10 protein-coding genes are annotated in these 12,026 nt (G+C 59.5%); 4 read left to right on the top strand and 6 right to left on the bottom strand.

Annotated features, from left to right (window positions below; translation table 11 throughout):
• Window positions 1-147 precede the first annotated feature (147 nt).
• From PMX72_RS04730 to PMX72_RS04740, 3 genes are read right to left on the bottom strand one after another with little or no spacing between them, the layout of a single operon-like run.
• Window positions 148-1,110, bottom strand: a complete 963-nt coding sequence (locus PMX72_RS04730; RefSeq protein WP_117736508.1) for a redoxin domain-containing protein — start codon at window positions 1,108-1,110, stop codon at window positions 148-150.
• A gap of 35 nt (window positions 1,111-1,145) precedes the next feature.
• Window positions 1,146-2,057, bottom strand: coding sequence for a 4Fe-4S binding protein (locus PMX72_RS04735; RefSeq protein WP_271746177.1), 912 nt, complete (start codon window positions 2,055-2,057; stop codon window positions 1,146-1,148).
• Window positions 2,050-2,196 carry a CD1871A family CXXC motif-containing protein gene (locus PMX72_RS04740; RefSeq protein ID WP_197032826.1) on the bottom strand — a complete coding sequence of 49 codons (147 nt, stop codon included), beginning with the start codon at window positions 2,194-2,196 and terminating at the stop codon, window positions 2,050-2,052. The genes PMX72_RS04735 and PMX72_RS04740 overlap by 8 nt, the downstream gene beginning before the upstream one ends.
• Window positions 2,197-2,285: 89 nt before the next feature.
• Between PMX72_RS04740 and PMX72_RS04745 the strand changes: the two genes are divergently transcribed.
• Together PMX72_RS04745 and PMX72_RS04750 are read left to right on the top strand one after the other, a co-directional pair.
• On the top strand, window positions 2,286-2,960 hold the full coding sequence (locus tag PMX72_RS04745) for a response regulator transcription factor (RefSeq protein WP_271729773.1): 675 nt from the start codon (window positions 2,286-2,288) through the stop codon (window positions 2,958-2,960).
• On the top strand, window positions 2,957-4,132 hold the full coding sequence (locus PMX72_RS04750; RefSeq protein WP_271729774.1) for a sensor histidine kinase: 1,176 nt from the start codon (window positions 2,957-2,959) through the stop codon (window positions 4,130-4,132). Before PMX72_RS04745 ends, PMX72_RS04750 begins: the two co-directional genes overlap by 4 nt.
• Window positions 4,133-4,229: 97 nt before the next feature.
• On the opposite strand, the gene guaA is transcribed toward PMX72_RS04750, so the two are convergent.
• Window positions 4,230-5,210, bottom strand: coding sequence for a glutamine-hydrolyzing GMP synthase (gene guaA / locus PMX72_RS04755; RefSeq protein WP_117648496.1), 981 nt, complete (start codon window positions 5,208-5,210; stop codon window positions 4,230-4,232).
• A gap of 297 nt (window positions 5,211-5,507) precedes the next feature.
• Here guaA and PMX72_RS04760 point away from each other — a divergent pair, with 297 nt between their 5' ends.
• Together PMX72_RS04760 and PMX72_RS04765 are read left to right on the top strand one after the other, a co-directional pair.
• The gene (locus PMX72_RS04760; RefSeq protein WP_271746178.1) at window positions 5,508-6,512 is read left to right on the top strand and encodes a helix-turn-helix domain-containing protein; all 1,005 of its coding nucleotides are present in this window, start codon (window positions 5,508-5,510) and stop codon (window positions 6,510-6,512) included.
• A gap of 155 nt (window positions 6,513-6,667) precedes the next feature.
• Complete coding sequence (locus PMX72_RS04765; RefSeq protein ID WP_271746179.1) at window positions 6,668-11,035, top strand: hypothetical protein; 4,368 nt, start codon at window positions 6,668-6,670, stop codon at window positions 11,033-11,035.
• Window positions 11,036-11,125: 90 nt separating this feature from the next.
• On the opposite strand, the gene PMX72_RS04770 is transcribed toward PMX72_RS04765, so the two are convergent.
• Both PMX72_RS04770 and PMX72_RS04775 read right to left on the bottom strand, forming a co-directional pair.
• Window positions 11,126-11,710, bottom strand: a complete 585-nt coding sequence (locus PMX72_RS04770) for a hypothetical protein (RefSeq protein WP_271729777.1) — start codon at window positions 11,708-11,710, stop codon at window positions 11,126-11,128.
• 9 nt (window positions 11,711-11,719) lie between these two features.
• On the bottom strand, window positions 11,720-11,926 hold the full coding sequence (locus PMX72_RS04775; RefSeq protein ID WP_271729778.1) for a helix-turn-helix transcriptional regulator: 207 nt from the start codon (window positions 11,924-11,926) through the stop codon (window positions 11,720-11,722).
• Window positions 11,927-12,026: the final 100 nt, after the last annotated feature.

Genomic DNA, 12,026 nt, shown 5'->3' on the forward strand with positions numbered 1-12,026 from the left:
AACTCACAGCTTGGTTGCTTCGCGCACCGCTCGGGCAATGCACGAAAAGCTGCGTGCCCTTTCGACGTATACCCATGATGCTACCCCGAAGCAGAAAAAAGAGTCGCTGTTTCCAGCGACTCCCCTTCAGTTGTCTGTCCCACGGACTTACTGTTCGCTCTTCGCAAGTGCCTGATCGATCAGTTTGTTGAGCGCCTCGCGCTGCTCAGCGGAGTTGATACCGCCCATGATTGGCTCTCCCACGATGTTGCCGTTCTGGTCGATCACGTAAGTGGTCGGGAACGAGTACAGATTGGAGGTGAACTTGCCGGCCTCGCTGTCCGACTTAAACCAGATGTTCTTATACGTCACGCCCTTCTTGGAAAGCACGTCCTTGGCATCGGCCACCTCGTCTTTGTTGCCATCGAGCGTAAAGGAATTAACGCCCACGACCTGGCCGCCCTTCTCGGCAAGCTCCTTGTTGAGCTTCTCCAGATCGCCCAGCTCTCCCACGCACGGCTTGCAGGTGGTAAACCAGAAGTTCATGACGGTGACCTTGTTCTTGGAGAACAGCTCGTCGCTGTTTACATCGTTGCCGTCCAAGTCCTTGCCCTTAAAGCTGGGGAACTTCGTCTCCCCGCTCTCGCCGTTGGTCATGCCCGCGGTCGAGGCATCGACGCTCTCTCCCTCGCCGGGCGTGCTGCCACATCCGGGGAACTCCTTCTCCAGCGCCATGAGCTTGTCCTCGATCTCCTTGACCTGCTGCGCGCCGGCCTTAAGCGTCTTAAGCTCGTCAGCCGCAAACTGATCCTTGGCGCCCTCGATGGTATCGAGCAAGAAGTCACCGTAGTTCTTGCCGTCCTCAATCATGGGAGTGTCTTTGTTGGCCGCAAGGAACACCTTTTCCCATAGGGCGTTATCGCTCGCAAAGATCTCGTTTTCCTTTTGCAGCAGCTGCTGGTACAGCTCGGCCGCCTCCTCGGCACTCGACGGCTTTTGCGCTATGAGCTCGGCAATCTGCGCATCGCCGCTCGTGGCATCCTTCGCGTCGCCCTTGGGGGCAGAGCACGCCGCGAGAGTCAGCGCCAGCACGGGCAGCATCAACAGAGCCGCAATTTTTGACAGTTTCATGGTTCCTCCGTTTATATCGAAACTTATATAGGTACCTATTTGTTTTCGCGGGCTTGCGTGGACTGCGCGGGTTTGTCGCCCGTCACACCCAGCCCGTAGCGAAAGCTAATAGCATCGACGGGGCACGCGACCACGCATTTGCCGCAACGAATGCACTCGGCATGGTCGGGCGTACGCGTAACGTCCACGTCCATCTGGCACACCTTGGCGCACTTGCCGCACGAGACGCATTTACAATGATCGACCTGAATCCCCAGCAACGACACCTTGTTCATGAGTGCATAAAATGCGCCGAGGGGGCAAATCCATTTACAGAAGGGGCGGTAGAACAGCACGCTCAGCACCGCAACCGCAATGAGGATCGCGAGCTTCCAGGTAAAGAGCTTTCCCAGCGCAGAGCGGATTCCCATGTTCATGATGGACAGCGGAATCGCGCCCTCGAGCACGCCCTGCGGGCAGATGTACTTGCAAAAGAACGGGTCGCCCATACCCACATCGTTGACCACCAAGACGGGCAGCAGCACCACGGCAAACAGCAGCACGGCATACTTGATGTACGTGAGCGGCTTGAGCTTTTTCGTGGAGAGCTTCTTGCTGGGAATCTTATGCAAAAGCTCTTGCAGCCATCCAAACGGGCACAAAAAGCCGCATACAAAACGTCCCAGCAGCACGCCGATTAGAATGAGCGTTCCGGTGACGTAATACGAAAAGCTAAACTTAGACGAGCCCACCACCGACTGAAACGACCCGATGGGACACGCACCCGAGGCCGCCGGACACGAGTAGCAGTTGAGCCCCGGCACGCAGACGGCTTTGCCCGCCCCCTGGTAGATGCCCCCCTTGGCAAAGTTAGGCAGGTGAATATTGGTCGCAAGCGTCGCCGCCGCCTGAATCAATCCGCGGAATCTCGCCAAAAGATGCGATGCAGTGTTTTTTCTTTTATCCAATTCCGATACACTCCAAGCACAGCCTGATTGCCTTGGCCAGCACGGCATCCGCTTCGCCGCGCATAATTCCAAAGCCAACCATGGCTACCCCAACGATCAGCAAAGCCACCTGCGCCACAGGCTTAATCGCTTTGAACAATCTGACCACTCCTTTCGTTTCGCGACCCATTGGACCATACCGACTATAAAATCCGTGTTAAGCGTGAATGACTATGCAAGGAGAACGTTATGCGCATCTTGGTCATCGAGGACGAGCGGGCACTGTGCGATGCGATCGCACGCAGCCCGCGCAACTTGGCCTATAGCGTCGACTGCTGCTACGACGGGCAGCAGGCCCTCGATCTGCTCGATGTCGAGACCTTTGATCTTGTCGTGCTCGACCTCAATCTCCCCCATGTCGACGGCATGACCGTGCTCAGGCAACTCAGGACAACTGATTGTGAGACCAAGGTGCTTGTGCTCTCGGCACGTGGCGAGGTCTCCGACAAGGTAGCGGGGCTCGATGCGGGCGCCAACGACTACCTCACCAAGCCGTTCCATCTTGACGAGCTGGCGGCACGTATACGCAGCCTCACGCTCAGGCGCTTTACGCAAAGCGACGTTGTCCTGACCTGTGGATCGCTGAGCTTTGACACCAAAGCGCGCCTCGCCTCCGTGGGCGGCGAGACCCTATCCCTCACGCGCAAGGAGACCGGCATCTTGGAATACCTGATGCTTAACCAGGGGCGGCCGGTGAGCCAGGAAGAGCTTATCGAGCATGTATGGGACAGCAGCGTCAACAGCTTTAGCAACGCGACCCGCGTGCACATCTCGTCGCTGCGCAAAAAGCTGCGCGGCGCGTTGGGGCACGACCCCATCCGCAACCGAATCGGCGAAGGCTACGTTATGGAGGACGGCAAATGAAGCGGCTGTCTCTGCAGTGGCGCATCACGCTGATGACGGCACTGCTGATATGTTCAACCTGCGTACTTATGAATTGCCTGGTTGGCTACTCCGGCATGCGCTACATGGACTCGATCGGCAATGAACTATCGGCGCACAGCAAGGTGGAGGCGGCCTCGCCCAGCTCATTTGACCCGACAAACAAAGAGCTCGACGATGCGCTGACCATCGTCGTGAACGACGCCCAAGAATCGTTTGGCGCGACGAGCTGGTATATAACTGCGGCGGTGACGCTGCTCGGAGGCGTCCTGGCCTACTTTGTGAGCGGGCATGCGTTGCAGCCGTTGCGCTCCTTTGCGGCACAAGTCGAGAGCGTGCGGCCCGACAACCTCGCCGACACAAAAATCAGCGAGGACGTGCCCTCTGAACTCAGGCGCTGCAGCGCGTCGTTTAACGACATGATTGCCCGCCTTGACGAGGGATTTTCCGCACAAAGACAGTTTACGGGCAATGCGGCGCACGAGCTGCGCACGCCACTTGCGCTCATGCAGGCCCAGGTTGAGCTGTTTTGCGCCGAGCACCCCGACGTCGACGCCGATACAGCGAGCCTGCTCGGGCTGCTGCAGGAGCAGACCGAGCGGATGACGCACATGACAAAGACCCTGCTCGAGATGAGCGAGCTGCGCAGTGTCCCTTGCAACGATGCGATTGACCTGGCGCCGATGATCGAAGAAGTACTCACGGACCTGGCGCCCCTTGCCGAGCAAAAAGACATCACGCTTACAAGTGAGGGCGACGCGCAAACGATCGGCAGCGATACGCTAATCTATCGGCTGCTGTTCAACTTGGCCGAAAACGCCATACGTTACAGCGCGCCCAACTCGACCGTGCAAATCAACGCCTGCGCCGAAGGCGACCGCGTGCTGCTACGCGTGCGCGACCAGGGGCCGGGCATTCCCGAGCAATACCAGACGAGCATCTTCCAGCCCTTCTTTCGCGTCGACAAATCGCGCAGCAGGGCATATGGCGGCGTGGGGCTGGGGCTTGCACTGGTCTGGGAGATTGCCGCACTCCACGGCGGCTCCATCGAGGTCGAAGAGAGCTCGGAGCGCGGAACGACCATGCTCGTGACCCTTCCCGCGCATAACATCGAAGATGCGACAAAGGAACTGCCCCTTTGTCACATCTGTTAGTTCGCAGGATACGTGAGGCCCAAGATGCGCGAAATTGGGCGAAGCGCCAGCAAAAAGCCCCCGCTTCCAAGCGGAAACGGGGGCTAGGTGAGTTAGCTTACTCCCACTCAACGGTGCCAACGGGCTTCGGCGTGAGGTCGTAGCACACGCGGCAGATGCCGGGAACCTCGGCGGTGACGCGAGCGGTAATACGCTTGAGTAGCGCCCAGTCGAGCTCGGGAACCTCGGCAGTCATGACATCGACGGTGTTGATGCAGCGGATGATGCAGGGCCAATCGTAGGCGCGCTTGCCCTCGCGCACACCGGTTGCGCGGAAGTCGGGCACGACGGCAAAATACTGCCAGATGGTCAGACCGGCCTTGTCGATCTCCTCGCGCACGATGGCGTCGGCTTCGCGCAGCGCCTCAAGACGGTCGCGGGTGATGGCACCAAGGCAGCGGACGCCCAGGCCGGGACCGGGGAACGGCTGGCGCTCAACCATATTCTCGGGCAGGCCGAGCTCGCGACCCACGACGCGGACCTCGTCCTTGTACAGCAGTTTGACGGGCTCGCAGAGCTCAAACTGCAGATCCTCGGGCAGACCGCCCACGTTGTGGTGAGCCTTCACGCCGTCTTGGGACTCCAGGATGTCGGGATAGATGGTGCCCTGGGCGAGGAAGCTGACCTCATCGCCAACCTTGCGGGCCTCCTCCTCGAACACGCGAATGAACTCGGCGCCGATAATCTTACGCTTGGCCTCGGGCTCCTCGACGTCCACGAGCTTGTCCAGGAAGCGATCTGTGGCGTCAACGTAAACCAGGTTGGCATCCATCTGATTCTTGAAGACGTCGACGACCTGCTCGCTCTCGCCCTTGCGCATCAGGCCGTGGTTAACATGCACGCAAATGAGCTGCTTGCCGATGGCCTTGATGAGCAGGGCCGCGACAACCGAGCTGTCGACGCCGCCCGAAAGAGCCAGCAGGACCTTCTTGTCGCCGATCTGCTCGCGGATTGCAGCGACCTGCTCATCGATGAACACCTGGGCAAGTTCGGGAGTGGTGATACGCACCATGTCGTCGGGACGCTTGTTGGGATCCATGCAGAGCTCCTTCTCGATTCGATGGAAATGCGCCGCGCGTATGCAGACGCACCGTCATATAACCTCATTATATGCAGAACGAGATGCGTTTCCCATCGCTGCGACAGAGCTTTTTACAGGGGTGGTATTTTTTCCTAATGTCAAGGTCAGCTAGGCTTCGGTAGCCACCTTGGGAGCATCGCCAATAGACTCTTCCTTTATACGTTCGGCACAATCGTAGGCGATACCCACAAATTCAAGTCCCGAGCAACAGGAGTACAATTGCTGCTATTGTTGCCAGCTGTTGGGAGATGGAAGATGGACTGCGATGGCTACCCATGCGTTCCCATGCCGTTGATGTGCACTGCCTTTGTGCCGGGGCAGATGGACGCTGCGGTTGCAGGCATTTCCGACCCCGATTCGCGCGCCATTGCCACGGCAGAAGCGCTGTACTTTCGCGGACAGGCCACCCTTGCTGCCAAGACGGCGCGCCCCTATCTTGACGCCACCGATCCCGCACTGCGCTATTCCGCATGCTTTATCTGCGGATACGCCAGTCTGTCGCTCAACCGTATCGCCGACGCCCGCCGGTGCCTTGCGGGCATCCTCGATACGCCAACTGACGAGGAATCGCCCGCCGTCCACGCCACGCATATCCTGTTCGCCTCGGCCGCGAGCGTCCTGCTGCACTTGCCTTCCCCGTATTCTGCCGAAGAGTTTTATCCGCTTGCGGCGCATCTGCCCGAAGGCCTGCGCTTGTTCGCCAGCTACGTGATGGCGCATGCCCTGTACCTGTGCGGCGAATATGGCCGCAGTCTGGGCATGGCGGAAAACGCCCTAATTATGAAACAGGGAAGCTATCCCATCTCGGAACTGTTCCTGCACCTGGCAGCTTCCATGGCATACATGAGTCTCAAAGACGTCGACGCCGCAAAAGCGCATTTTGGCGCCGCTTGGGACATTGCGCGCCCCGACGGCCTCATCGAGCTCATCGGCGAGCACCACGGCCTTTTACAGGGGCTCATCGAGGCGTGCCTAAAAACGCAATACCCTGACGATTTCGCGCGCATCATCGAGATCACGTACCGCTTCAGCTACGGCTGGCGGCGCATCCACAACCCCGATTCGGGCGAGGACGTGGCCGACGATCTAACGACCACGGAATTCACCATGGCCATGCTCGCCTGTCGTGGGTGGACCAACGCCGAAATCGCACGCCATATGGGAGTATCGCCGGGCACCGTCAAAAACCGCCTATCCGGCGTATACGCAAAGCTTGGCATCGGCACACGCGCCGAGCTGGTCGCGCATATGTTGCGTTAGCGACCGGGCTGCCAAGCGCATCGAACGCGTTCCGGAACCCGGCGCTTCGCTCGATCAATTTGGACATTTTGGCCATCGAACGGCACTACCGCCACGAAGCGCCTTCTCGCACAATTGGATTATTTCCACCGATATTTGCGGGATGGGAGCCCAAGATGCTTGATCGCCGTTCGTTACTTGTTGCCGGAGCGTCCTCGCTAGCGAGCATCATGTTGCCTCGCGTGCCGGGAAGCGAAAATGCCTTCCTGCTGCCGTTCGCGCCCACCGCGGCCTATGCCGACGAAAAAGACCCCTTCAGGGTGCTCGTTCTCTCGCGCACCATGTTTGGTGTGGTCGTGGTCGACGTCGCCAACAAGAATATGCCCATCAAGGGAGCGCAGGTCACGCTCACGTCGCGCTACGCCGCAGGCAAGCAGCTCGCCGCCACGACCGATGACGAAGGCACCGCCATCTTTGAGATTGCCTTGCTTTCGGAAGGCTACGTAGACGAGGCAAAGCTCCTTGACGCGTACGACTTTAACGGCGGCATCTCCATTAGCATGGCGGGCTACCGCGATGTCGAGATTCCCCTTGCGCGTATCCAGGGCGGCACCGCCATAACCACGCCCACGCGTCCGCTTTCCGACGGCGAGCCGTACTTCCGCCAGCTCACATTCGACGAATGGGACATCCAGTACGCTGAAGCCACGTTCATGGCATTGCCGAAGGACGACACGGCAAACGAGCAGCCCGATACGCACGCATTTACCGTGCAGGCTCATCTGCCGCAGGGCGGGCAGGCAACATTGCATATCAATAAAGTGATGCCCGCTGCGGGCAGCTCAACCGAAACCGTCACGCAGATTGGTCAGATCAAGGCCAGCGCATCGGGCGCGGATAATCTGGCGACGTTCACACTCGAAGACAAGTTCCTCGATGCAGCGTCGAGCCTTCTGGAAGAAGGATGCAAGCTGCGCTTTGTCCTCGACTACCAGGACAAAACCTACACGCTCTCCTCCCCCATGGCCGTTGTTACCGCGCCGGCGGCAAAGGCGGAATCCGGATCGACCACTATCGTCCCCACCACTATGGACCAAGAGATCACTCCGTTTGATTTCCCCGCATCGTTTCCCGGCATCGGTGGTAATAAGTTCACGTGCTGGATGCCCACATTTCCGATCCTCTTCGATTTCTCGTTTGCTGGATACGTGCTGTTTGGCGGAGGATACAAACCAGCCAGCTATATGAACGATTCGGGCAATCCGGATCCGGAGTACTGGAAGAAATCGCCGCGCGAGTCGGGCGCCAAGCAGGCAAACCGCTACCTCGACGAGATGGAGGGGAAGTGGAATCAGTACAAGAGTATGAGTGCCGGTTCGGGCACCGATCCAAGAAACACCAAGCTCCTTCGCCACCATTGCACGCCGCTGTTCACGATGGATATCGCCACACAGCTGTACGGCTCGCTTGCCTACGATTGGGTGGGCAAAACCTGGGGTAACAACAACGACCCCGCATACGGCAATATTAAGGCCCTCTTCCAGGTAAGAACCGACCTCAATTGGACCGAGCAGTTTACCCTAGGACCGGTGCCATTTTTCCTAAACGTCAACCCTTGGGTGCTGGCGAAGCTGGCGCTCGCTGTGGGTGCCCACACGCACGGCAGCGGCGCGGCGTTTTTTAAAAACATTTCGCTCGACTATTCAAACACGTCGGGCTCGTTCACCATCCAGATCGGGCTTGCCGTCACCTTTGGCGCCGGCGTTGCAGGCGTCGCTTCGTCTGCCGTGCGCGGCGCCGCATCCCTCACGCTGTTCATTGGGTACGAGAAGGCAGATGGACACCAGCTTCCGCGGCTGCGCGTAGGTGCAGACGTCGATGTCGATGTGATACTCCAGTTCGTAATGTTCAAGTGGACCACCAAGGCTTGGTCGGGGTCATGGCCCACACTCATCGATTCGTGGAATATGTCGGTGAACAATGGCGACCAGTATGTGCTCCAACGCTCTGAGCTGGCATTGGGTGGAGATACGCCTTATACGCTGGATGCCTGCTTCGGCTCGGCCGGCAACGCCGAGGCAGGTGGTGTGCCGCAGTTTATCGCATCGGCCACCATCGTCACCAACGCCGAGCTGCTCGCACGCGCCGAGGTTAAGGCCACTGCCGTAAACGCCGCGCCTGTCGTGCGCGATTGGGATCAAACGGTCACGCGCATTGAGCTCGAGGCGAACGCGGAGAGCGACGACACGGGACAGGTCGAACATTTCGTCCATGCGCTGATGGAGAACGACGAAAATGCCGCACCGATGTATGAGTACACCTACATCGGTCAGTCAACGAACGCCGTTGCGGACCCGAACGCCAATTCTGCCGGCGTGCCGGAGGACGAGCGTGGCGGCATAAAACCCTCGAGCGACAACGTGCTGTTTTCCGGCGTGCTCAGCGAAGCCCACATGAAGCTAACGATGATTGCCGGCGTAGAATGCTTGTTCCGTATCGCCTCGGTGCGCTACGGCGACAATGGCCGCTCGCGCCTGGTGGTGCACACAAAGGCAAACGGCACGTGGTCCGCTCCCACGCCCGTGGACTTTCCCCTTGGGTTTGGCGAGGGCGACGTGGAGCGCAACGGCATATTCGATTACGACTTCGACGTGGTGGAATATACGGACGGAAGAGGAAACCAGGACGCCTACGTGCTGCTGGTCTCGGGCGAGCGCCCCGCCGGCGACAACACCCTTTTCGATACGGCAAGCACAGCCGGCATACTGTCCGTTGTGCGCCTGCGCATAAGTAATGACGAGATCCGCGTGGTGTCGCATACGTCATGGCGCAGCATCTCGCGCGGCCGCCTGCAAGAGGATGGCCACCATTGCCTGCAGTGCCCGCGCATCACGGTAGGCAAGACGCTGGTCGACGGACGCCTGTCGGGTGCCTACCTCCACCGCCGCGGAACCACCGCAGAGAAGGCGCTCGGCAGCGAGGCCGAGGTTGCGCTGGAATGCTTTACCCTGTGGTCGGATGATTTGGGCGACAGCCTGACGTTCCGCCAAGTTCTTCGCTTTCCGCAAGCACCGTCGAGTATCGAGCTGAGCGAGCCCGAGAATATCAACGGCAAAATGGTGGTGCCCGTTGCGTACGAGACCGCAGACGGTTGCGGCTGCGCATCGTACGCCGTGATCGGCCAGTCCATTGCGGGCTGGGGCGTTATGCCACCAGACGCCACGGTGCCCCATGCGGTGCCGTGGCCACAACATTCGGGCTTTTTGGCCACCGTCAACGAGCAGCTGCAGCATATTACTTGGACGCGAGGCGCATCGGCATTTGCAACGCAGCCCGTGGGTGCCGCAGGCTGTGGCCCGGCATCGTTTAGCGTAAGCAACAACGGCAGGTGCGCGCTCTATGTAGAGAACACCGATGGCAAGGTGGGGCAAACCTACGACGAAGAAGGCAACCCGGTAGCAGTAATGGGCAAGCACTTCCGCATCTTCGCCAGCACCTTGGCAGGCGATCTGTTCACGGAGCCGTTCGTGATGTGCGAGCTGGACCATCCCGTCGATCAGATAACGACATTTTTGACGTCGAGAGGCATGCTCTCCGCGCTCGCCACGCACATTGTGAGCGCGGAGAAGAGCGAGGCAGAGCTGCACGGCATCGAAGTGCCTCTGGTGGCGTGTGCCACTCCGACGGGCGCGGTCGCTACCTCGGGCGCGGTGGTGCCCGGAGCAGCAGGCGAATCCTTCATGGTCACGGTGCGAAACGACGGCAACACTTTGCTGACTGCCGGCACAATCGATCTGTACCGAGAGGGCTCCAGCCAGCCGTTCTCCAGCGCATCCATCGGATTCGGAGCGAACGCACGCATGGCTTCGATCTACGATCCAGAGCTTGCCGAAGACGCTTCGGCCAACGACATGGCACACGTAAAGTACGCGCTCGAGACGCTGGGCGCACGTTTTGCAACGCACCCGCTGGTAGCCGACAACGGCAACGCCGTGCTGGCACCGGGTTGCACGGCACAGTTCCGCATGAGCTTCGCCATCCCCGAGAGCTGGAGCGACGAAGTGGGCAAACGCGTCACGCTGTATGCGAAGGCGCGTAATCTGGTGGCGCTCGACCCCGTAACGCTCGAGGAGATCCGACCGGGCGCAAACTCGGCGCTGAGTGCCGTTCTGCACGAGCTTCATGTGCCCGACGCGGCATGCGAACGCTCAGAAGTTCAGGTCGGCGTATGCGACAGCGCGGATACGACAGGACTTCACGACGCCCCGATGACAGCAGACGGCGATGGTAGCTCGAGTGGCGGCGGTACTGACGAGGGCGGCGGCTCCGGCGGAAGCAGCTCCGGCAGCGGCAAGGACCACGGCAATAACAAGCGCTCCGGAAAAGCGGGCGCACTTGCGGGCACGGGCGATGTCAACGCTCCCCTTACGGCAGCCGCTGCAGCACTCGCCGCTGCAGGCGCCGGCCTCGTCGCCTACAGCGCCCGCCGCACGGCGCTCGAAACCGACACCGCCAATGAGGTCAATTCGGATAGGCCTCGCTAGCTCCTACTTACTTTTGTGAGAGACGCTGACTCGGCTCATCGAACATCAAAATGGGCTGGTTCTGAATACCCAGAGCCAGCCCATTGCGCATTAAATGTCGTCTGAAGAGTCGAGTTCTGCCTCGAGCTTGGCACGGCGTCTTTTCGCCGTGAAAAACGTTGCGCACAGGACAGCAAACGTGGCCGCGAAAACCGTCGCACCGCAGAACACGCCCGTGGCCAGGTTCGCCAACCAAAAGACGCTTTCGAGCGGTACGATCTGCGCCTCAGCGATACAGCGCATTGCGGCAATAACAAGCGCGAACGCGGCGCCGCTAAGACCGCTGACAAGCAGGAAATATCCAACAGGAAGATGCTCGGTTTGCCCAAAACGATTGGTATCGACATAGCCCTTCCGCGTTTGCAGTCCTGCGCAAATCAACATCACGAGAACGAGCCACAAATACATGGCTGCCTCGAATGGCGTTGCAAAGCCATGCGGCATTTCACTGGCGTCGCTGTGAACCCACGCAACCTGTCGAGCTATAAACTGGTAGAAAAAGATCATCAACATGCCAAACGAAAGCAGCACGAAACCAATCTTGTAGATCTTCGCGTTCTCAGCCTCCAGGCGTTCATCCTTTGGGCCGGCATATTCACGCCACTTTTGCACGATTTTCAGATCTTCAAATTTCATAGTGAACTCCTAAAGAGCGTTGGGGTCGGCTTTGGTCTCGTCGTCCCAAAACAAGTCGTTCAACGTAACGCGCAGCGCTTTGCAGATTGCCACGCACAGGTTGAGCGTGGGGTTGTAGCCGCCCGCCTCGATAAGGCCGATGGTCTGGCGCGTAACGCCCACGGCTTGGGCTAAATCGGCTTGCGAAAGGCCAGCCGCCGCGCGCGCCGCCTTCATGCGGAGGTTCTTTTTGCCCGGCAGGGGGTGCGGACGATTTCTTGGACCGCGCCTAGGCGTATCCAAGCTTCCTGCGGTACTCCATCGGGCTCAGCCACCC

It is taken from the genome of Collinsella aerofaciens, from assembly GCF_028207065.1.
Taxonomy (GTDB): Bacteria; Actinomycetota; Coriobacteriia; order Coriobacteriales; family Coriobacteriaceae; genus Collinsella; species Collinsella aerofaciens_AR.

Bases quoted from the DNA above. Each gene is read 5' to 3' on its own strand.
- PMX72_RS04760 (WP_271746178.1), top strand. From the start codon at position 5,508: ATGGACTGCGATGGCTACCCATGCGTTCCCATGCCGTTGATGTGCACT.
- PMX72_RS04765 (WP_271746179.1), top strand. From the start codon at position 6,668: ATGCTTGATCGCCGTTCGTTACTTGTTGCCGGAGCGTCCTCGCTAGCG.
- PMX72_RS04730 (WP_117736508.1), bottom strand. From the start codon at position 1,110: ATGAAACTGTCAAAAATTGCGGCTCTGTTGATGCTGCCCGTGCTGGCG.
- PMX72_RS04745 (WP_271729773.1), top strand. From the start codon at position 2,286: ATGCGCATCTTGGTCATCGAGGACGAGCGGGCACTGTGCGATGCGATC.
- guaA (WP_117648496.1), bottom strand. From the start codon at position 5,210: ATGGATCCCAACAAGCGTCCCGACGACATGGTGCGTATCACCACTCCC.
- PMX72_RS04750 (WP_271729774.1), top strand. From the start codon at position 2,957: ATGAAGCGGCTGTCTCTGCAGTGGCGCATCACGCTGATGACGGCACTG.
- PMX72_RS04775 (WP_271729778.1), bottom strand. From the start codon at position 11,926: ATGAAGGCGGCGCGCGCGGCGGCTGGCCTTTCGCAAGCCGATTTAGCC.
- PMX72_RS04770 (WP_271729777.1), bottom strand. From the start codon at position 11,710: ATGAAATTTGAAGATCTGAAAATCGTGCAAAAGTGGCGTGAATATGCC.